Consider the following 20500-nt stretch of genomic DNA (forward strand, 5'->3'; position numbering starts at 1 on the left):
GTTTTCATTGTTATTGAAGGAGGTGCTGGAAATGGAAGGGATTCAACAGTTACGACAGGCTTTGCAGGATTCAGCGGCTGTCATCATCGGCGCCGGTTCGGGCCTTTCGACGGCAGCCGGCCTGACCTATTCTGGTGAACGGTTCCGCCGGTATTTCTCGGATTTTATCAGGAAATACGGCATCCGCGACATGTATTCCGGCGGTTTTTTCCCCTTTGCCGATGCCCGTGAATACTGGGCCTGGTGGAGCCGGGCCATTTACATCAACCGCTACGTCCCGGCACCGACTGATGTCTACCGCCGTTTATATGACCTAGTGCAGGACAAGGATTACTTCGTCTTGACGACCAATGTGGACCATCAATTTCAGAAAGCCGGCTTTGCCAAGCAGCGCTTGTTCTATACGCAAGGGGACTACGGCCTGTTCCAGGCCAGACATCCCGTGACGGCCAGGACCTATGATAATGAGGCGGTCATCGTCGCCATGATGGAGGCGCAGGGCTTCGTCTATGACTCACATCACTGCTTCACGCCGCCGGAAAAGGGGACCGTATCCATGCAGGTCCCGACGGAGCTCCTGCCCCGCAGCCCCGAAGACGGCCAGGACCTGGTGCCCAATTTGCGTTGTGACGACACGTTCGTCGAAGATGCTGGCTGGAAGGCGGCGGCTCGCCGGTATCAGCAATTCTTGCAGGACCACCAGCAAGGACGCATGCTCTACCTGGAGTTAGGTGTTGGCATGAATACGCCGGGAATCATCAAGATTCCTTTTTGGCAGTACATCCAGGCTAATCCGCAGGCCATCTACGCCTGCGTCAATGCCAGTGATGCCCGCAGTCCGGAATGGATCCGCCGGCAGGCCATCGGCATCGAAGGGGATATCGCCGATGTACTCACTGCCTTAGAAAGGGGGAGAGAGTCGTGAACCGTCATGAACAACTTGCTTTTTTGATTCACCAGCTTCAGCAGGAAATGCCGGAATACGCCGCTTATGACATTCCCGATGACAATGCTCATGTACGGTAAGGAAGCAAGCAACCGAAAACAAGAGATAGACCGCCAGCACTACACTATTCCGAACCAAAGACCAAAAGATAAGCATTGTGGGAAAATCTAAACTTTTGGATTTTCCTACAATGCCAACTACGGCGGAATCCCTCCCACTCCTTATATCTTTCTGTATACATTGAATTTGTATTTAGTAAAATGCAGACAACACCACGGATCGGCTTTTGGTTGGACAATTCCAACCAAACACCACAGCAGACAGCAGAAAACATTCTGAACGCTAGGAAGCCGGTATGATTGTTACATATAAGGGGAAGAAAAATTTCTTTTAGGTACTTGCTTTCCTAAAACTGATGTGATACAATGATTTAATCCAGAAAAGGAGTAAAAAATATGCGGCAAGGTATTCTTAAATAAAACTATAATCAAATAGTGGGAACAAAGGATTATGATAGCTCCTTTTGTAGGGGCTTAGTTTTTTGTACCCAATTTAAGAATACTTTTGCCTTATCAATTTTGACATATCCCCAAAAACAGCAATCACAAACAGGTGTATGCTGTATATGTGTATGTCCGCAACTTATAATCCCCAGTGGTAAAAGTATTTTACTGCTGGGGATTTTTATGCCCTTTGGGGCTGTAAAGGGAGGACAATCACATGAAAATAATCAATATTGGAATTCTTGCCCATGTAGACGCTGGAAAGACGACCTTGACGGAGAGCCTGCTATATGCCAGCGGAGCCATTTCAGAACCGGGGAGCGTCGAAAAAGGGACAACGAGGACGGACACCATGTTTTTGGAGCGGCAGCGTGGGATTACCATTCAAGCGGCAGTCACTTCCTTCCAGTGGCACAGATGTAAAGTTAACATTGTGGATACGCCCGGCCACATGGATTTTTTGGCGGAGGTGTACCGCTCTTTGGCTGTTTTAGATGGGGCCATCTTGGTGATCTCCGCTAAAGATGGCGTGCAGGCCCAGACCCGTATTCTGTTCCATGCCCTGCGGAAAATGAACATTCCCACCGTTATCTTTATCAACAAGATCGACCAGGCTGGCGTTGATTTGCAGAGCGTGGTTCAGTCTGTTCGGGATAAGCTCTCCGCCGATATTATCATCAAGCAGACGGTGTCGCTGTCCCCGGAAATAGTCCTGGAGGAAAATACCGACATAGAAGCATGGGATGCGGTCATCGAAAATAACGATGAATTATTGGAAAAGTATATCGCAGGAGAACCAATCAGCCGGGAAAAACTTGCGCGGGAGGAACAGCAGCGGGTTCAAGACGCCTCCCTGTTCCCAGTCTATCATGGCAGCGCCAAAAATGGCCTTGGCATTCAACCGTTGATGGATGCGGTGACAGGGCTGTTCCAACCGATTGGGGAACAGGGGGGCGCCGCCCTATGCGGCAGCGTTTTCAAGGTTGAGTACACCGATTGCGGCCAGCGGCGTGTCTATCTACGGTTATACAGCGGAACGCTGCGCCTGCGGGATACGGTGGCCCTGGCCGGGAGAGAAAAGCTGAAAATCACAGAGATGCGTATTCCATCCAAAGGGGAAATTGTTCGGACAGACACCGCTTATCAGGGTGAAATTGTTATCCTTCCCAGCGACAGCGTGAGGTTAAACGATGTATTAGGGGACCAAACCCGGCTCCCTCGTAAAAGGTGGCGCGAGGACCCCCTCCCCATGCTGCGGACGACGATTGCGCCGAAAACGGCAGCGCAAAGAGAACGGCTGCTGGACGCTCTTACGCAACTTGCGGATACTGACCCGCTTTTGCGTTGCGAAGTGGATTCCATCACCCATGAGATCATTCTTTCTTTTTTGGGCCGGGTGCAGTTGGAGGTTGTTTCCGCTTTGCTGTCGGAAAAATACAAGCTTGAAACAGTGGTAAAGGAACCCTCCGTCATTTATATGGAGCGGCCGCTCAAAGCAGCCAGCCACACCATCCATATCGAGGTGCCGCCCAACCCGTTTTGGGCATCCATAGGACTGTCTGTTACACCACTCTCGCTTGGCTCCGGTGTACAATACGAGAGCCGGGTTTCGCTGGGATACTTGAACCAGAGTTTTCAAAACGCTGTCAGGGATGGTATCCGTTACGGGCTGGAGCAGGGCTTGTTCGGCTGGAACGTAACGGACTGTAAGATTTGCTTTGAATACGGGCTTTATTACAGTCCGGTCAGCACGCCGGCGGACTTCCGCTCATTGGCCCCGATTGTATTGGAACAGGCATTGAAGGAATCGGGGACGCAGCTGCTGGAACCTTATCTCTCCTTCATCCTCTATGCGCCCCAGGAATACCTTTCCAGGGCTTATCATGATGCACCGAAATACTGTGCCACCATCGAAACGGCCCAGGTAAAAAAGGATGAAGTTGTCTTTACTGGCGAGATTCCCGCCCGCTGTATACAGGCATACCGTACTGATCTGGCCTTTTACACCAACGGGCGGAGCGTATGCCTTACAGAGCTGAAAGGATATCAGGCCGCTGTCGGTCAGCCGGTCATCCAGCCCCGCCGTCCAAACAGCCGCCTGGACAAGGTGCGCCATATGTTTCAGAAGGTAATGTAAAGATACATAATCGTCAAGACGGCAACAATCAGAAGTTATGGAGGGTAACAATGGAATATAGTAAGGAAGATTTAATGGAAGCAAAAAAGCAAATTTGGGGAGTGGGAGAGAACATGGGAACAGAGGAAAGTAAAAAAATCTGGGAGGAGAACGCACAATTTTGGGATAATGCAATGGGTGACGAATCTAATGAATTTCACAGAGAGGTAGTGCGTCCCAAAGTAACGGAACTTCTATCTCCTAATCCTGCGGATTACATTTTGGATATTGCGTGTGGCAATGGAAATTATTCTTCGTATCTTGCACAAAGAGGCGCTTCGGTTGTCGCTTTTGATTACAGCAAAAAAATGATAGAATTGGCTAAAAGACGGCAATCACAATATGCAAAACAAATTGAATTTTGTGTGGCGGATGCGACCGATAGAAAAAGTATATTAGAATTAAAAAGAAATCGAGCCTTTACGAAAGCAGTTTCTAATATGGCAATTATGGATATTACGGATATTGAACCACTTCTTATGGCTGTTTATGAACTGTTGCAGGAAAGCGGAATTTTTGTCTTTGCAACGCAACACCCTTGTTTTGTCACGTTGACTGAAAAATATATGACACCGCACAGTTACTATGATATAGCGATTGAAGGGCAACCGAAAGAGCAGATTTATTATCATCGTTCCATACAAGATATTTTTAACCTTTGTTTTAGAGCTGGATTTGTCATTGATGGATTTTATGAAGAATGTTTTAAAACCAACAAAGAAATTCCTATGGTAATGATAGTAAGGCTTAAGAAGGTAAAACGTGATAGCTTAAAATAAATTCAAGTTTGTCGGGTAAATAGCAAACCCAGCCGAGCCAGTCAACGGTCAAGATGAACGGCGCATATGCGCAGCCGTTGACAGCCCCGCCCGCCTTTGCTGGTAGGCAATCAAGGGGCGACAGCAAGAAGTGCCACCGCCCCGCACTATTATTCAGAAAGGGGAATTTCCATGACCGACCAGATAGCCTATCAAGAATATATCCAGCGCAGGTACAACGCCTTTTGCAAGACTGTTATCCGCTGTGCCGCCTTGGACAAGATTTTGAAGCTTAAACGGCAATGGGAACGGCAAGTTTCCCTTGACTATCTGATGAACGAGAAGTTTGTCCAGTTTGCCGCGTCGGAGCCGGACGAGGAATACCCATTTACCGTCTGCGGTCAGACCGTCCTGCTCTGCAACGCCGCCCTTGCCGACGCGATCTCTGTTTTGCCGGAGCAGACGCGGGAAGAAATCCTGCGCTATTACTTTCTGCGCCAGCCGCAGCGCGTGATCGGCGCGTGTATTGGCCGGTCACGCAGCACAGCGGGGCGGCATATCCAGCTTGCCTTGCAGCGGCTACGCGAAGAAATGGGGGTGAGCCGGTATGAGTAGACTTCTCCCCTATGAAACAATCCTCAAAGCCCGTGAGGGCGACCCAGAAGCCGTGAACGCTGTCCTGCTCCACTACGCCGGATATATCCGCTATTTCTCAAAAGTGAACGGGCAGGTCAACGCCGAGGTGGAGGACTATGTAAAGCAGCGGTTAATTGACTGTCAATTCAAGTTCCGGCTTGACGAACCACCGGACAAGTCATAAAAACTGAATACCAGCCGCCACCGACGCGGCCAGCGAAAGCAGTAAGTCTTGAAAAAGATTTACTGCTTTTTTTGTTGTCCGGCTCCGCTCCCGGCCATTTTGCCCCCTGCCGGTTGTAGTAGTAAGCGAGGAGGGAATTTTTCTGCCCTGGTGTTTGGCATTTGGAGCATTTACCCGTAGTAGAGGGCAAAGAGAAAGGATTTCTCCAACACCGGGTAGAAACCACTGCGTCCGGTGTCATTTTAGCGAAAGCGGGCAGGAATGCCCTTTACAGGATTAGTAGTAGCAGAAAAAGAGAAACAAACTTTTGTGGTTGCAGTTTTCCAAAAAAGTGGCGGACGGAAGTGAGAGAAAGTTTGCAGTCACGGAGAGCAAGTTTCTACCACGGTGCCAAAATCCGCAATTCTGCAGTTTTGCCCCTCGCGGGAAACTTGTTGGGGAGTGCCTTCCCCAAACCCTGCTCATGCGCCCTTACGGGCGAGAAAGGAGGTCACACCATGCGAAAGAAATACAACACGCCCCACCGCAGCCGCGTTGTGAAAACCCGGCTGTCCGAAGATGAGTATGCCGACTTCACAGCGCGGCTTGCGCCCTATGGTATCAGCCAGTCCGAATTTCTCCGGCAGGCGATACGGCGGGCGACCATACGCCCGGTTGTCCATGTGTCGTCGGTCAATGACGAGTTGCTTTCCGCTGTCGGGAAGCTGACAGCCGAGTACGGCAGGATCGGCGGCAACCTCAATCAGATTGCCCGGTATCTGAACGAATACGGCGTACCCTACAACACCCTTTCCGGCGAGGTACGCGCCGCCATATCCGACCTTGCCGTCCTCAAGTATGAAGTCCTCAAGAAAGTAGGTGACGCGGTTGGCAACACTCAAGCATATCAACTCTAAAAACGCCGACTACGGAGCCGCCGAGCAATATCTTCTCTTTGAGCATGACGAGTTTACCATGAAGCCCGTCCTTGATGAAACCGGCAGGCTTATCCCCCGCGAGGACTACCGGCTGTCCACGCTGAACTGCGACGGGGAGGATTTTGCCGTTGCGTGTATGCGGGCCAATCTCCGCTATCAGAAAAACCAGCGGCGGGAAGATGTGAAAAGCCACCACTACATCATCAGCTTTGACCCGCGGGACGGGCCGGACAACGGCCTGACCGTAGACCGGGCGCAGGCGTTGGGGGAACAATTCTGTAAAGAGCATTTTCCCGGCCACCAGGCCCTTGTCTGCACCCACCCGGACGGGCATAACCACAGCGGCAACATTCATGTGCATATCGTCATAAACAGCCTGCGGATTGAGGAAGTGCCGTTCCTGCCCTACATGGACAGGCCGGCCGATACGAAAGTCGGCTGCAAGCACCGATGTACCGACGCTGCCCTGCGCTACTTCAAATCCGAAGTCATGGAGATGTGCCACCGGGAGGGGCTTTATCAAATCGACCTCTTGAACGGCAGCAAGAACCGCGTCACCGACCGGGAGTATTGGGCGCAGAAAAAGGGACAGGCCGCGCTGGACAAGCAGAACGCCCCCATGATTGCCGATAGTATCACGCCCCGGCAGACCAAGTTTGAAACGAACAAGGAGAAGCTGCGGCAGACCCTACGGAAAGCCCTTGCCACCGCCGCCAGCTTTGACGAGTTTTCCTCTCTGTTGCTGCAGGAGGGTGTGACCGTCAAGGAGAGCCGGGGGCGGCTTTCCTACCTCACGCCGGACAGGACAAAGCCAATTACCGCCCGGAAGCTGGGCGACGATTTTGACCGCGCCGCTGTCTTTGCCGTTTTAGAGCAAAACGCCGCCAGAGCAGCCGAAGCGCCAGCCAGATCCCCCGATCCCCCACGCACCATAAAAGACCGCTTGCAGGTTGCCAGAGCCGAGATAGCCGCCCCGAAACAGGACGGAGTGCAGCGGCTTGTGGACATTGAGCAGAAAATGGCCGAGGGCAAAGGCCGGGGCTATGAACGCTGGGCGAAGATACACAATCTGAAGCAGGCCGCCAAAACGCTGTCCGTCTACCAGCAATACGGCTTTACTTCCCCGGAGCAGTTAGAAGCCGCCGTTGACACCGCCTATCAGAAAATGCGCCAGACCAGCGGCGAACTGAAAGCACTGGAAACGAAGCTGCAAGGGAAAAAGAAGTTGCAGCGGCAGGTGTTGGCCTACGCCCAGACCAAGGCCGCCCGCGACGGGCTGCGGGCACAGAAATCCGAGAAAGCCCGCGCCGCATACCGGCAGGCCCATGAGAGCGATTTTATCATAGCCGACGCAGCAGCCCGGTATTTCAAGGCGCATGGCATTACCAAGCTGCCCGCCCGGAAAGCGTTGCAGGCCGAGATCGAGCAGCTTATCTCCGAGAAAGACGGCCTGTATAACACCTATCACGAACAGAAACAGCGGTTCAAGGAGTTGCAGACCGTCAAGCGGAACATCGACCAGATTTTGCGCCGGGACGAGCCGCACCGCAGAAAGGAGCAGAGCCATGAGCGATAACCTGCCCCACATGGACTACCGCCAGCACCGGCGGGCGCGGCGGCTGGTACATGAGTGCTGTAACTACGATGAGGGGAACTGCCTGCTATTGGACGACGGGGAGCCTTGCGTGTGCGTCCAGAGCATTTCCTTTTCCCTCATGTGCCACTGGTTCCGTGTGGCTGTCCTGCCCCTTGACGGGGAGCTGGCCGCAGCCCTCTTGTGCCGGGGAAGCCGGAAACGGTGTGCCGTCTGCGGGGCGGCCTTTGTCCCCAAATCCAACCGGGGAAAATACTGCCCCGACTGCGCCGGGCGCATGAAGAAAATCAAAGCCGCCGAGAGAAAGCGGAAACAAAGGCAGAGATGTCACGCTTTAGAGCCTTTCAAACCCGCATAAATCAAGGCTTTTTTCGTGGGTGTCAAAGGGTACGCGATACATTTATCCTTTTCCCCCGGAAACGGCGTTTTAATGCGTGACAATACGCCAAAATCAACCCGAACACAGGGAGGTGATCCTATCGCTGATTATATCAGGGCAGACACGCGGCTGCCCGCCTATCTGCCGTATCCCCGTTTCCTGCTGAAAATGGAGATTTCACAGACCGCCAAGCTGCTGTATTCGCTGCTGTTAGACCGTTCCACCCTCTCCCAGAAAAACAAGTGGCTGGACGACGAGGGCAGGATTTATATTATCTATCCCATCGCGGAGATAGCAGAAATACTGGATAAAGGCAGCACCACCATCAAGGGGGCGCTTAATGAACTGGACACGGCGGGGCTGTTGGAACGGGAACGGGGCGGCTTCTCCGCACCGAACCGGCTTTATGTCAAAGTACCGCCAGTGCCACAGGTACAGTTTTCAGACCAACTGATGGCCGGAAGTCCGCCCCTCATAGAGCCGGAAAACCGTCCTACTGATGGTCAGAAAACCGACCTTATGATGGTCGGAAAACCGTCCCCTAACCAAACTACTATAAACAACCTTACAGAGAGCCAAACAAAGGGAGTGAGTGGGGGGCCGTCCGCGCCCTATGGCCGATATGGAAATATTTTTCTGTCACAGACCGAATACGACGAGTTGCAGGCAGAGTACCCTGACAGGCTGGAACGGTTCATCGAGGAAATGAGCCGCTACCTTGCCGCCAACGGGAAAAGCTACCAGAACTATGCCGCCGCCCTGCGGATATGGGCGGGGAACGACAAAAAGGAAGCCCCTAAAAAGGGCATACCAGACTACTCATGCAAGGAGGGCGAGAGTTTATGAAGAATGAAATCAACGCGGTTTTGGAGAATATGACGACCACCATCCCGGAGCCGGAGGACTACACCGGCGAGGACGGTTTACTGTACTGCGGCAAGTGCCGCAAGCCGAAAGAAGCCTATTTTGCGCCGGATAAGGCCGCTATCTTCGGGCGCGACCGCCACCCGGCAGAGTGCGACTGCCAGAGAACCGCCCGCGAGGAACGGGAAGCCGCCGAAAAGCGGCGCAGACACCTTGACACCGTGGAAGAACTGAAACGCCGGGGCTTTACCGACCCCACCATGCGGGACTGGACTTTCGAGAACGACAACGGCAGGAACCCGCAGACCGGGCTTGCCCGCCGGTATGTGGAGCATTGGGAAGATATGCGGACAGACAATATCGGCTGCCTGTTCTGGGGCGGCGTAGGCACCGGCAAAAGCTACCTTGCAGGCTGTATCGCAAACGCCCTCATGGAGAAAGAAATCCCCGTCCGCATGACGAACTTTGCTCTTATCCTCAATGACCTTGCCGCCAGCTTTGAGGGGCGCAACGAGTACATTTCCCGCCTTTGTCGTTATCCGCTGCTGATCCTTGACGACTTCGGCATGGAACGCGGGACGGAATACGGGCTGGAACAGGTGTTCAATGTGATTGACAGCCGTTACCGCAGCGGCAAGCCGCTGATCGTCACGACCAACCTTACGCTGGACGACCTGCACAACCCGGAGGACACCGCCCATTCCCGGATTTATGACCGCCTGCTTTCCATGTGCGTCCCGGTACGCTTTACCGGCGACAACTTCCGGCAGGAAACCGCCAAGCGGAAAATGGAGAGCATGAAGAAACTGATTACCGACTGAAAGGAGTATTGCCTATGGCAGATAACAAGCAGCACGACACCCGCACCACCCGCCGCCCTGACTGTGTGACGGAAATCCGCATGGGCAATTCCGTCCTTGTCGTGTCCGGCTATTTCAAGAAAGACACCACAACCACAGCCGCCGACAAAATGGCGCGGGTACTGGAAGCGGAAGCCGCTGCTACACAGGAGCCGACTTATCCGGCGTGAACCGGGGCATGGAAAAGCGGCCATGCCAGGGAGCATGACCGCTGGAACGAAAATCGGAAGTGCTTTAGCAATTCTTAATCTCATTCTCTATAAAATAATTTGCAATTTCAAAGGCTTTTATTCTTCTCTTTGCCAATGTGATTTGTGATTTATAACGCTCGGAATTATCCTTTGATTCAAATGTTTTTACTGTTTCTCTTAGCTTGTGCAGAGTTGAATCAATTTGCCTTTTGGCCGCGGTTAATTCATCTATTGTATACTTCATGTTTTCTCCTTTAACTTCTGATTTTTTTGTTAAATCAGAGTATACCACGGAGTTATGAACTTTTCTACTGCAAATATGGGACGACAACCCATACCATAAAAATCGGAAAATTGAAAAGCTGTAAAGAAGCAAATTTAACGCTTTTGCCGCTGTACAGCCCCCGCCGTTCCGTGGTACAATGAAACCACGGAATAGTGGGGCTGGCTGTCGGAAACGGAGGATTTTATGTTAAGACAAGCCACCCAAAACCTCATTACCGCCCTTTATCCGAGATTGTCCCACGAGGATGAATTGCAAGGCGAGAGTAATTCCATATCGAACCAAAAAAGGATACTCGAAACCTACGCAAAACAGAACGGCTTTACCAATCTGCGCTGGTACACCGACGACGGTTTTTCCGGCGCGAACTTCCAGCGGCCCGGATTTCAAGCCATGCTTGCGGACATTGAAGCCGGGAAAGTGGGTACGGTCATCGTCAAGGACATGAGCCGGTTAGGGCGAAACTACTTGCAGGTAGGGTTTTACACGGAAATGCTGTTCCCTCAAAAGGGTGTGCGTTTTATCGCTGTCAACGATAATGTGGACAGTGCCAGCGAGGGCATGGACAACGATTTTACCCCGCTGCGAAATCTGTTCAATGAATGGCTGGTGAGAGATACGAGCAAGAAAATCAAGGCAGTGAAAAAGTCAAAAGGCATGAGCGGCAAGCCTGTTACCAGCAAGCCGGTTTACGGCTATGTGATGGACGAGGACGAGAATTTTATTATAGACGAGGAAGCCGCCCCGGTGGTGCAGCAGATTTACCAGCTTTGCCTTGCCGGGAACGGCCCGACCAAGATTGCCCGTATGCTGACGGAGCAGCAAATCCCCACGCCGGGGACGCTGGAATATCAGCGGACAGGCAGCACCCGCCGTTATCACCCAGGCTATGAGTGCAAATGGGCGACCAACACCGTCGTTCATATCCTCGAAAACCGAGAGTACACCGGATGTCTGGTGAACTTCAAAACGGAAAAGCCTTCTTATAAGGTCAAGCACAGCATAGAGAACCCCGTCGAGAAGCAGGCCATTTTCGAGAACCACCATGAGCCGATCATCGACAAGGAAACATGGGAACGGGTGCAGGAGTTACGCAAACAGCGCAAACGCCCGAACCGCTACGATGAAGTGGGGCTGTTCTCCGGGATTTTGTTCTGCGCCGACTGCGGCCATGTGCTGTATCAGCAGCGGTATCAGAACAAAGACCGCAAACAGGACTGCTACATCTGCGGCAGCTACAAGAAGCGCACCCGCAACTGTACGGCGCACTTTATCCGCACCGATCTGTTGACCGCTGGTGTCCTGGCAAATCTCCGGCAAGTGACCGAATACGCAGCCAAGCATGAGAGCCGGTTTGTGAAACTACTTGTCCAGCAGAACGAGATCGGCGGCAAGCGAAAGACCGCCGCAGCCATCAAGCAGCTTGAACAGGCGCAGGAACGCATTTCTGAAATCAGCCGCATTATCAAGCGGCTGTATGAGGACAATGTAAACGGCAAAATCAGCGATGAGCGTTTCATGGAACTGTCGGCTGACTACGAAGCCGAGCAAGCGGAGCTGAAAAAGAGAGCCGCCGCCCTGCAAGCCGAACTGGACAAGTCACAGGCAGCTACCGTCAACGCCGAGAAATTTATGGGCATTGTCCGCAAGCACCTTGCCTTTGAAGAACTGACCCCCACTCTCTTGCGGGAAATGATCGAGAAAATTGTGGTGCATGAGTGCAGCTATGATGAGAACGGCACCCGCAGGCAGGACATTGAGATTTATTACAGCTTTGTCGGCAAGATTGACTTGCCCGAATAACCGCCCGACCTATCCGACACAATGGCCAAGTGTCGGATAGGAACGGCAAAATTTTTTGCACTTCTATTGCTTCTTTATCACACATAAGCAGATGGTCAGGGGTTCCAGCTCTACCGGGCCTTGTGCAACGTCCGCCAGCCAGGGAAACACGTGCCGTCGCCGCAGTTCCTAGCTGCCGAAGCGGCTGTCCTCCAGGGACTGACGCGGGAAAAAGGGATTACCGATGGCCGCTATCTGCCGGCCATTCCTAGCCATGAGCATCTGCATCTCTGGCAAGGAGATATTACGACGCTGGCTGTCGATGCCATCGTCAATGCCGCTAATGACCAGCTCCTGGGCTGCTTTCGACCGCTCCACTCGTGTATCGACAATATGATCCATACTATGGCCGGCGTGGCTTTGCGGGAACGATGTTTTACTATCATGCAGGCCCAGGGCCATGCTGAGGCGACGGGCCAGGCGAAAATCACGCCGGCTTACAACCTGCCCTGCCGCTACGTCCTGCATACCGTCGGACCTATCGTCCGGGGTGCTTTGACGCAACAGGCCCAAGGCCAGCTGGCTTCGTGCTACCGGAGCTGCCTCGACTTGGCCGCTGCCAAAGGCTGTCGGTCCCTGGCCTTCTGCTGTATCTCGACGGGTGTCTTTGGTTTCCCTAAAAAAGAAGCGGCCCACATTGCCGTAAACACCGTATCGCAGTGGTTGCGGCAACATGAGCCGGTAGAAGTCGTCTTCAACGTCTTTACTGAGGAAGACCAGATAATATATGAACGAGAACTAACAGCAGAGTTGCCGTAGGTCGTTCATCGTTTGTCGAAGTAAGGGCGCCACGAGCTACGAATCACGGGCCTTACAGGTGTCCCCGGCTAGAACAGCATCTGGAAGTGGATGCGGGTCATTTCGTGGGGATCTTCGCTGCCGGTCTTGGCCTGGCTGGCAAAGGACTGCATGACGCTGAATTTCAGGTTCTTGGCGACGATGTAGTCGACGCCGATACCCCAACTGCGCTGGTTGTCCATGTCACTGGAGAAGCGCCATGTGAAAGGATTGCCACCCATGAAGGCCCCGTCGTCGATGTCGAGGTATTCCAGCCACGTATCCCAGCTGCCAGGCTGATGGAAGTCGGCTTTGCCATACTGGAGAGTTCCCATCCAGGCGTCGCCGTAGTCCTGGCCGTCGACGTTTTGGAAGCCGTCGTTGAAGCCGATGTGTTCGTAGTTGGCCAAGGCGCTCCATTTGCCGTAGTTGCCGCGGACGAAGTAGCCGGCGATGTATTTGGCGAAGAATTCCGGTGCCAAATCGTTGGTCTTATGCAGGCGGTTGTAGTAGAAACCGGCTTCGGAACGGGCTGCTTTGCCGCCGCCGAAGAAGGCGTCGATTTCGCCATATCCTGTTTCCAGGCCAGACGTACTGAAGGCGTTGGAATAGGCTTGGGAAGCGTGGATGGTATCGACGCCGGGCTTCTTGCCGTCTTTGAATTTGCCGTAGCCTGTGGTGACAGCCAGCTTGTCGTTGTGATAGCGCAGTTCGGCGCCGTCGAGGGCATCGAAGTACTGCAAGCCATAGGCGTCGCGGCCGATGCGGTAGACGTCATTGCGGCCGACGCTGAGTTCCCAGTTCTTGCTGCCGAAGTTATAGTCCACTTTGGCCAAGTCGACATAGGGGTTGTTGCCTTCGTCAGACGCAGCGCCGTTGCTGGCGAAGGGGCGGAAGCCCGTGCTGACGCCAGCTGTGACTTTAGTGCGGTCATTGACCTGGCCTTGGGCACGGATGCGGAAGCGCGTATCCCAGGAGCTGTCGTTCTTTTTGTTTCCGTTCTGGTAACGGTAGCGGACAAAGACGTCACCGAAGACGCGGGTGTTGCCGACGCGGTTTTCCAGGTTGGTCACGCGGACGCCGAGGTTGTTCAGCTCATCGGCATATTCGTCAGCCAGCTTGTTGATCAGGGCCCGCTGTTCGACAGAGGCTTTGTCCATATGGGCCATGGCTTTGGCGACCATTTCAGCGGCTTCATAGCGGGTGATGTTGCGATGGCCCTGGAAATACTGACCGTCGACGCCTTGGATGATGCCAGCGTCGGCCAGTTCGACGACGGACTTGTAAGCCCAGCTGTCAGACGGGACATCGACAAAGGGATTGGCTGCCAGAGCCGGGAGGGAACAGACAGCAACCAGGACTGCCGCAGCAAAAACTTTCTTTTTCACGAAATAAAAACCTTCTTTCCTTTGAGACATGCAGAAAATCTGAATAATATACAAATTTAAGTATACTATAAAATTTGTAAGCATATCACGAATGCAAAGAAGGTTTAGAAAAATGTTATAATTAAATGTTTGATGTAATAGGGGTAAATTTATGCCCCCATCACTTCAAACTTCAAACTTACAACTTCAAACTCAAGCAATGCATTTAGAATGCGTGTATAGATAAACGGTGATTAGAGTTCCACGTGGCTGAAGACTTCACCAATCGGGTCGTGGAGCACCAGGTCGGCTACGCTGTCCATGTCCGTACTGGATTTGTTGATCAAGACCAGTTTATGGCCGCGGTAGTAACGGACCAGACCGGCTGCGGGATAGACGACGAGGCTCGTGCCGCCGATGATGAGCATGTCGGCGTGGCTGATGTAGTACAGGGACTGTTCGATGACGTCGTTGTCCAGGCCTTCTTCATAGAGGACGACGTCAGGCTTGATGATTCCGCCGCAGACGTCGCACTTGGGGATGCCTGTGGAATTCTTCATGTATTCGGCGTCGAAGAACTTGTTGCAGTGCATGCAGAAGTTGCGATGAACGCTGCCGTGCAGTTCCAAGACGTTCTGGCTGCCCGCTTTCTGGTGCAGGCCGTCGATGTTCTGGGTGACGATGGCTTTCAATTTGCCTGCTTTTTCCAGTTCGGCCAGTTTGATGTGGGCCATGTTAGGCTGAGCGTCGAGGGCCAGCATCTTGTCGCGGTAGAAGCGGTAGAATTCTTCCGTGTTATCCATAAAGAAAGAATGGCTGAGAATCGTTTCGGGCGGGTATTGGTAGTGCTGGTTGTACAGGCCGTCAGTGCTGCGGAAATCGGGGATGCCGCTTTCCGTCGAGACGCCGGCGCCGCCGAAGAAGACGATGTTATCTGAATTTTTTACCATATCGACGAATTTTTCAATATCTGTCATCGTAAGGACTCCTTTCACACAGGATACGTATCTTTTAATAATTGCAGACCCGACGGGGTGCGGAAGACTTTATCCCTGAAGTGGATAATGGTTTCCGGTTTCAGCTGGTCTTCATAGGCATTGACTAAGAAATCGGCTTCTAAAAGTATCTGGTAGTCCAATCCGTCGACGCCGGTGTAGGTGTGATGGTGGGCAATGAGGAAGCAGACCCGGTCGATGAGCTTTTGGTCGGCTCCCAGTTCTTCCAAGATAGCCCTGGCCGGAGCAGGGCCTTCGATTTCTTGATATTTTCCTGACGAAGAACCGTATTTTTCTTCGGCTGCATGGATGCCGATGTCGTGGAGGACGGCGGCTGTGCGCAAGATGTCCTGTTGGTCTGCTGGCAGTCCTTCTAGGCGGCCAATGGTGTCGGCGTAAGCATAGACCTTGAGAAAGTGGTGGATGCGCCGGGCATCGCCGTGATCAAAGGCGATGGCTTTTTGTATTACTTGTTCAATAGATGTCATGGGAATCCCTGCCTTTCCTTTTCATTATACTACAGGGGCGGGAGGATAGGAACGGGGTAGGACCATTCCTCCATAACCTATTGACAAATTATCATAGAATCCTTTATCATTTTTAAAGAAGTCCTTTATTTATTTTATACTTTTTGTTTTATAGTAAGGATGTGATTCTATGATTATGGCTGTCCTGAACTATCTCGATGATGTCCTTTATTATCCTATTTTAATGGTCATCCTCATCGCAGCCGGCCTTATTTTTTCCTGGAAGACGCGCTGTGTCCAGCTGCGCCTGTTCCCGGAGAGTATCCGTGTCGTCATGGAAAAACCGACAGAAGCCGGGAAAGTATCGTCTTTCCAGGCCCTTATGGTTTCGACGGCGTCCCGTGTCGGTACGGGCAATATCATCGGCGTATCGACGGCAATCTGCCTGGGTGGTCCCGGCGCTGTCTTCTGGATGTGGCTCCTAGCCATCATCGGCGGGGCGACGGCCTTTATTGAAAGTACGTTGGCCCAGATTTACAAGCGTCGCAATCCTTTAGGCCACAGTTACGGCGGTCCGGCCTATTACATTGAAACGGCTATGCATCAGCGCTGGCTCGGCGTCCTCTTTGCCTTTGCTTTGATCGTGACGTATGCTGGCGGCTTCAATCTGCTCTGTTCGTTCAATATGCAGTCGACGTTCCTCGTCTACAGTTTCTACGATCCGACGACGACGCCGTGGATCATCGGCGCTGTCTTTGCAGCCCTCGTCGCGTACTGCCTGATTGGCGGCGGTCAGCGCATCATCAAGGTCACATCTATCCTGGTGCCGGTCATGGGCGGCGTCTATATCCTGGCAGCCCTCATCGTCATCGTCTTCCACATTACCAGCCTGCCTCAGGTTTTCGCCATGATCTTTGCCGATGCCTTTGATTTCCAGTCCATTCTCGGCGGCATTTCTGGTTCCTGCATGATTTATGGTATCAAGCGCGGCCTCTATTCCAATGAAGCCGGTATCGGTTCGGCACCGAATGCGGCAGCCGCAGCCGATGTCAGCCATCCTGTCAAACAGGGCCTGGTCCAGATGCTGTCGGTCTTCATCGACACCATCTTGGTCTGCAGTGCTACGGCTTTCATGGGCCTCTTTTCGGGCGTGCCCATTACTAAGGAAGTGGCTGGTGCTGCTTACGTCCAGCATGCAGCGACAGCCGTCTTCGGTGGTTTCGGCCCGCTCTTGATTACGATTTGTATGCTCCTCTTCGGCTTCTCTACGCTCATCGGCAACTTGTTCTACGTCGATAACTGCATCCGCTTCATCCACAAGGGCGCTCCGTCCCACGGCTTCGTCAACACCTTCCGCATTGTCTGCGTCCTCGTCGTCTTCGTCGGCGCCGGCATGTCCATGGCCGCTGTCTGGGATATTGCCGATATCCTCATGGCTGTCATGTGCTTCATCAACATCCCGGCCTGCTTCATCCTGGGCAATACGGCTGTCAAAGCCATGCGTGATTACCAGCAGCAGAAGAAAGAAGGTAAGAATCCGGTCTTCAAGGCGGCTTCTATCGGCATTGACGAAAGTACGGTCCAATATTGGAAGTAATCCTCTTGACAAATGGGGGAGAAGCCTTTACAATACGTCTATGTACAAGTAATTATTAGTTGTCATAAAAATGAAAAGCGATGAACAAGACGGCCAGTGTCGTCTGTGCCTTTTCAGCGAACCGGGGATAGTGAGAGCTCGGCAAAGGCCGTATGCTGGCGGATCACTTGGGAGCTGCAGCTGCGAACCAGCTGCCGGGTCGCGTCGTTACTGCGCGTCAAAGTGGCTGCTCCGGCAGTCAATAGGGTGGTACCACGGTGATTACGTCTTCGTCCCTTTTGGGACGGAGACGTTATTTTTTTTCACAGATTCAGAGGAGGAAACATAATGGATTACGGTAAGACTTTACATCTGCCTCAGACCGATTTCCCCATGCGCGGCAACTTGCCGAAACGGGAACCGGACTTTTTGAAATTCTGGCAGGACAACAAGATTTATGAAAAACGCTTGAAGAAACGGGACGGTGCTCCTAAGTTCATTCTTCACGACGGTCCTCCGTATGCCAATGGCAAGATTCACATCGGCCATGCATTGAATAAAGTATTAAAAGATATTATCCTCAAATACAAGACGCAGCAGGGCTGCTACACGAAATACGTTCCCGGCTGGGATACGCACGGCCTTCCTATCGAACATGCCGTCATCAAAGATACGGGCTTGAACCGCCACGAAATGGCACCGCTCGACTTGCGCGCCAAATGCCGTGACTACGCCTTGGCCCGCGTAGAAGAACAGAAGAAAGACTTTGTCCGCCTCGGCGTCCTCGGTGATTGGGACCATCCGTACCTGACCTTGCGCAAACCCGTCGAAGTCGCTCAGATCGGTGTCTTTGGCGAAATGGCCAAGAAAGGCTATATCTACAAAGGCCTGAAGACCGTTTACTGGTGCCCGCACTGCGAAACGGCCCTGGCTGAAGCTGAAATCGAATACAAGGACGATAAGTCCTTCTCTATTTACGTTAAATTCAAGTCCGTCGACCTGAACTGCCATATGCCGAAAGGCGCTGACCCGGACAAAGTCTTCGCCCTCATTTGGACGACGACGCCTTGGACCATTCCTTGTAACGTTGCCATCAGTGCCAACGAAAACTTTGAATACGTCTGGGTCCGCATCGGCGATGAATACCTTCTCATGGCTAAAGACTTGGTCGAACCGACTATGAAAGCTGGCAAAGTCGAAGACTACGAAGTCCTGCCGGACGTCATGACAGGCAAGCAGCTCGAAGGCTTGGTCTTCAAGCATCCTTTCTACGACCGCAAGGTTCCCATCATCCTCGGCGACCACGTCACGCTCGAAGCTGGTACCGGCCTCGTCCATACCGCTCCGGACCATGGCCAGGACGACTTTGATGTCTGCAAGAAATATGCTGCTTGGGGTCTCAAACCGCTGGGTACTGTCGACGGCACAGGCCGTTATACCGACAAGGTTCCTGGTTTTGAAGGTCAGTTTGTCTTCGATACGAACGTACCGGTCATCAAAAAATTAGCTGAACTGGGTGCCCTTTTTGCCAAGAGCACTTTCCGCCATCAGTATCCGCACTGCTGGCGCTGCAAGGAACCGATCATCTACCGCGCTACGGAACAGTGGTTTGCTTCGGTTGACGGTTTCCGCCAGAAAGCACTCGACGCAATCGATACGGTCAAATGGATTCCGTCCTGGGGCCACGACCGCATTTACAACATGATTCACGACCGCGGTGACTGGTGCATTTCCCGTCAGCGTGTCTGGGGCGTGCCTATTCCTATCTTCTACTGCGAAGACTGCGGGGAACACATCATCAACGACGAAACCATCGCTCATCTGCAGAAGATGTTTGCTAAAGAAGGGTCCGATACGTGGTGGATGCACGACGTAAAGGAACTCATGCCGGAAGGCTATAAATGCCCGCACTGCGGCGGCACCCATTTCCGCAAGGAAACGGATATCATGGACGTCTGGTTCGACAGCGGCTGCACCCATCAGGGCGTACTGAAAAACGATCCGGACCTCGATTATCCCTGCGAAATGTACCTGGAAGGTTCGGACCAGCATCGCGGCTGGTTCAACAGCTCCCTGCTCACGTCGGTTGCTGTCAACGGCTATGCACCGTATAAATCGGTCTTGACTCACGGCTTCACTGTCGACGGCGAAGGCCGCAAGATGAGTAAATCTGTCGGCAACACCGTTGCTCCGCAGGAAGTCATCGAAAAATACGGGGCTGACGTCCTCCGCCTGTGGGTATCGTCGGCTGATTATCAGGGTGATATCCGCTTGTCGCCGAAGATCTTGAAGCAGCTCTCCGACGTTTACCGCAAAATCCGCAATACTTTCCGTTACCTCCTGGGCAACCTGGCCGACTTTGATCCGGCTAAGGATATGATTGCTTACCAGGATATGACGGACCTCGATAAATGGGCTCTCCTGCGCTTGGAACAGGTCTTTGAAGAAGTCACCGATGCTTATGAAAACTACCAGTTCCACGTCATGTACCATGCAATCCACAACTTCTGCACCGTCGACTTGAGCGCCATGTACCTGGATGTCATCAAAGACCGTCTGTATACGGAAAAGGCTGATTCCCATATCCGCCGCAGTGCCCAGTCGGCCATGTACATCATCCTCGATACGCTGGTCAAAATCGTCGCACCGGTCCTGTCCTTCACGGCAGAAGAAGTATGGCAGAACATGCCGGCTGTCGAAGGCAAGGAAGAAAGTGTCCTCCTCACGGATTGGCCGAAGGCTCATAAAGAATATCTTGACGCCGACCTCGATGCCCGCTGGGCTCAGTTCTTGTCGTACCGCCGCGATTTGACACGTGTCCTCGAAGGCGCTCGTAAAGAACACAAGATCGGCCATGCCCTCGACGCTGCTGTCACTATCTATGCCGATGGCGAAGATTACGATTTCCTCAGCCAGTGGCAGGACAAGCTGGCTACGCTGCTCATCGTCAGTGAAGCCAAACTGGTCAAAGGCGAAGCTCCGGCTGATGCTGTTGCCGGTGAAGATCACGGCGATATGAAAGTCGTCGTCGCCCCGTCGACAGCTGAAAAATGCGAACGCTGCTGGATCCACAGCGATACAGTCGGCTCTGACCCCAATCACCCGACCCTCTGCGCCCGCTGCGCCGCTGTATTAAGTGAATAAAAGTTTGATATAAAAACACAAAGGACTGTGCCATGATGGTT

At 52.8% G+C, this 20500-nt stretch carries 18 protein-coding genes and 1 pseudogene; 15 read left to right on the forward strand and 4 right to left on the reverse strand.

The features are described from left to right. Positions 1–31: 31 nt before the first annotated feature. The 11 genes from NOS26_RS08045 to NOS26_RS08095 all read left to right on the forward strand — a co-directional run bounded on the left by NOS26_RS08045 (position 32) and on the right by NOS26_RS08095 (position 9987). Positions 32–925, forward strand: coding sequence for a Sir2 silent information regulator family NAD-dependent deacetylase (locus NOS26_RS08045; protein WP_255917542.1), 894 nt, complete (start codon positions 32–34; stop codon positions 923–925). Between the two features lie 741 nt (positions 926–1666). Beyond that, positions 1667–3586 carry a tetracycline resistance ribosomal protection protein Tet(W) gene (gene tet(W) / locus NOS26_RS08050; RefSeq protein WP_002586627.1) on the forward strand — a complete coding sequence of 640 codons (1920 nt, stop codon included), beginning with the start codon at positions 1667–1669 and terminating at the stop codon, positions 3584–3586. A 50-nt stretch (positions 3587–3636) separates the two neighbouring features. Beyond that, entirely contained in the window at positions 3637–4404 is a 768-nt protein-coding gene (locus NOS26_RS08055; protein WP_002586626.1) for a class I SAM-dependent methyltransferase, read from the forward strand. A 171-nt stretch (positions 4405–4575) separates the two neighbouring features. Continuing rightward, positions 4576–4998: a sigma-70 family RNA polymerase sigma factor gene (locus tag NOS26_RS08060; protein WP_002586616.1), complete on the forward strand. Its 423-nt coding sequence runs from the start codon at positions 4576–4578 to the stop codon at positions 4996–4998. Next, the gene (locus NOS26_RS08065) at positions 4991–5203 is read left to right on the forward strand and encodes a helix-turn-helix domain-containing protein (protein ID WP_002586615.1); all 213 of its coding nucleotides are present in this window, start codon (positions 4991–4993) and stop codon (positions 5201–5203) included. Before NOS26_RS08060 ends, NOS26_RS08065 begins: the two co-directional genes overlap by 8 nt. 497 nt (positions 5204–5700) lie before the next feature. Then, positions 5701–6099: a plasmid mobilization relaxosome protein MobC gene (gene mobC, locus NOS26_RS08070; protein ID WP_002596229.1), complete on the forward strand. Its 399-nt coding sequence runs from the start codon at positions 5701–5703 to the stop codon at positions 6097–6099. Next, on the forward strand, positions 6071–7696 hold the full coding sequence (locus tag NOS26_RS08075; protein WP_002596230.1) for a relaxase/mobilization nuclease domain-containing protein: 1626 nt from the start codon (positions 6071–6073) through the stop codon (positions 7694–7696). Before mobC ends, NOS26_RS08075 begins: the two co-directional genes overlap by 29 nt. Then, positions 7686–8072: a cysteine-rich VLP domain-containing protein gene (locus NOS26_RS08080; protein ID WP_002596231.1), complete on the forward strand. Its 387-nt coding sequence runs from the start codon at positions 7686–7688 to the stop codon at positions 8070–8072. Before NOS26_RS08075 ends, NOS26_RS08080 begins: the two co-directional genes overlap by 11 nt. A gap of 72 nt (positions 8073–8144) precedes the next feature. Beyond that, on the forward strand, positions 8145–8939 hold the full coding sequence (locus NOS26_RS08085; protein WP_006356266.1) for a replication initiator protein A: 795 nt from the start codon (positions 8145–8147) through the stop codon (positions 8937–8939). Further along, positions 8936–9778: an ATP-binding protein gene (locus tag NOS26_RS08090; protein ID WP_002596233.1), complete on the forward strand. Its 843-nt coding sequence runs from the start codon at positions 8936–8938 to the stop codon at positions 9776–9778. The genes NOS26_RS08085 and NOS26_RS08090 overlap by 4 nt, the downstream gene beginning before the upstream one ends. Before the next feature lie 14 nt (positions 9779–9792). Further along, the gene (locus tag NOS26_RS08095; protein WP_002596234.1) at positions 9793–9987 is read left to right on the forward strand and encodes a transposon-encoded TnpW family protein; all 195 of its coding nucleotides are present in this window, start codon (positions 9793–9795) and stop codon (positions 9985–9987) included. A 64-nt stretch (positions 9988–10051) separates the two neighbouring features. On the opposite strand, the gene NOS26_RS08100 is transcribed toward NOS26_RS08095, so the two are convergent. Then, a complete protein-coding gene (locus NOS26_RS08100; RefSeq protein ID WP_002596235.1) occupies positions 10052–10252 on the reverse strand; it encodes a hypothetical protein in 201 nt (66 codons plus the stop codon). A gap of 225 nt (positions 10253–10477) precedes the next feature. On the opposite strand from NOS26_RS08100, the gene NOS26_RS08105 reads away from it, so the two are divergent. Next, complete coding sequence (locus tag NOS26_RS08105) at positions 10478–12094, forward strand: recombinase family protein (RefSeq protein ID WP_002596236.1); 1617 nt, start codon at positions 10478–10480, stop codon at positions 12092–12094. 117 nt (positions 12095–12211) lie between these two features. Next, a pseudogene (locus tag NOS26_RS08110) lies at positions 12212–12892 on the forward strand (protein-ADP-ribose hydrolase); the annotation flags it as partial. 68 nt (positions 12893–12960) lie between these two features. Here NOS26_RS08110 and NOS26_RS08115 read toward each other — a convergent pair. The 3 genes from NOS26_RS08115 to NOS26_RS08125 form a co-directional block, all read right to left on the reverse strand. Further along, positions 12961–14298 (reverse strand): S-layer homology domain-containing protein, encoded by a 1338-nt coding sequence (locus NOS26_RS08115; protein ID WP_255917543.1) that lies wholly within the window; start codon positions 14296–14298, stop codon positions 12961–12963. Between the two features lie 233 nt (positions 14299–14531). Then, a complete protein-coding gene (locus NOS26_RS08120) occupies positions 14532–15254 on the reverse strand; it encodes an NAD-dependent protein deacylase (protein ID WP_255917544.1) in 723 nt (240 codons plus the stop codon). Positions 15255–15268: 14 nt separating this feature from the next. Next, on the reverse strand, positions 15269–15760 hold the full coding sequence (locus tag NOS26_RS08125; RefSeq protein ID WP_255917545.1) for an HD domain-containing protein: 492 nt from the start codon (positions 15758–15760) through the stop codon (positions 15269–15271). Positions 15761–15929: 169 nt separating this feature from the next. Between NOS26_RS08125 and NOS26_RS08130 the strand changes: the two genes are divergently transcribed. Both NOS26_RS08130 and ileS read left to right on the forward strand, forming a co-directional pair. Continuing rightward, entirely contained in the window at positions 15930–17336 is a 1407-nt protein-coding gene (locus tag NOS26_RS08130) for a sodium:alanine symporter family protein (protein ID WP_255917546.1), read from the forward strand. 327 nt (positions 17337–17663) lie between these two features. Continuing rightward, positions 17664–20459, forward strand: coding sequence for an isoleucine--tRNA ligase (gene ileS, locus NOS26_RS08135; protein WP_255917547.1), 2796 nt, complete (start codon positions 17664–17666; stop codon positions 20457–20459). Positions 20460–20500 lie beyond the last annotated feature (41 nt).

The sequence above is a fragment of the Megasphaera sp. SC8-1 genome (genome assembly GCF_024436295.1).
Lineage (GTDB): Bacteria > Bacillota > Negativicutes > Veillonellales > Megasphaeraceae > Megasphaera > Megasphaera elsdenii.

Excerpts from the sequence above, each read along its gene's own strand:
- NOS26_RS08045 (WP_255917542.1), top strand. The coding sequence starts at position 32 with ATGGAAGGGATTCAACAGTTACGACAGGCTTTGCAGGATTCAGCGGCT.
- NOS26_RS08055 (WP_002586626.1), top strand. The coding sequence starts at position 3,637 with ATGGAATATAGTAAGGAAGATTTAATGGAAGCAAAAAAGCAAATTTGG.
- NOS26_RS08060 (WP_002586616.1), top strand. The coding sequence starts at position 4,576 with ATGACCGACCAGATAGCCTATCAAGAATATATCCAGCGCAGGTACAAC.
- NOS26_RS08065 (WP_002586615.1), top strand. The coding sequence starts at position 4,991 with ATGAGTAGACTTCTCCCCTATGAAACAATCCTCAAAGCCCGTGAGGGC.
- mobC (WP_002596229.1), top strand. The coding sequence starts at position 5,701 with ATGCGAAAGAAATACAACACGCCCCACCGCAGCCGCGTTGTGAAAACC.
- NOS26_RS08080 (WP_002596231.1), top strand. The coding sequence starts at position 7,686 with ATGAGCGATAACCTGCCCCACATGGACTACCGCCAGCACCGGCGGGCG.
- NOS26_RS08085 (WP_006356266.1), top strand. The coding sequence starts at position 8,145 with ATGCGTGACAATACGCCAAAATCAACCCGAACACAGGGAGGTGATCCT.
- NOS26_RS08090 (WP_002596233.1), top strand. The coding sequence starts at position 8,936 with ATGAAGAATGAAATCAACGCGGTTTTGGAGAATATGACGACCACCATC.
- NOS26_RS08095 (WP_002596234.1), top strand. The coding sequence starts at position 9,793 with ATGGCAGATAACAAGCAGCACGACACCCGCACCACCCGCCGCCCTGAC.
- NOS26_RS08100 (WP_002596235.1), bottom strand. The coding sequence starts at position 10,252 with ATGAAGTATACAATAGATGAATTAACCGCGGCCAAAAGGCAAATTGAT.
- NOS26_RS08105 (WP_002596236.1), top strand. The coding sequence starts at position 10,478 with ATGTTAAGACAAGCCACCCAAAACCTCATTACCGCCCTTTATCCGAGA.
- NOS26_RS08120 (WP_255917544.1), bottom strand. The coding sequence starts at position 15,254 with ATGACAGATATTGAAAAATTCGTCGATATGGTAAAAAATTCAGATAAC.
- NOS26_RS08125 (WP_255917545.1), bottom strand. The coding sequence starts at position 15,760 with ATGACATCTATTGAACAAGTAATACAAAAAGCCATCGCCTTTGATCAC.
- NOS26_RS08130 (WP_255917546.1), top strand. The coding sequence starts at position 15,930 with ATGATTATGGCTGTCCTGAACTATCTCGATGATGTCCTTTATTATCCT.
- ileS (WP_255917547.1), top strand. The coding sequence starts at position 17,664 with ATGGATTACGGTAAGACTTTACATCTGCCTCAGACCGATTTCCCCATG.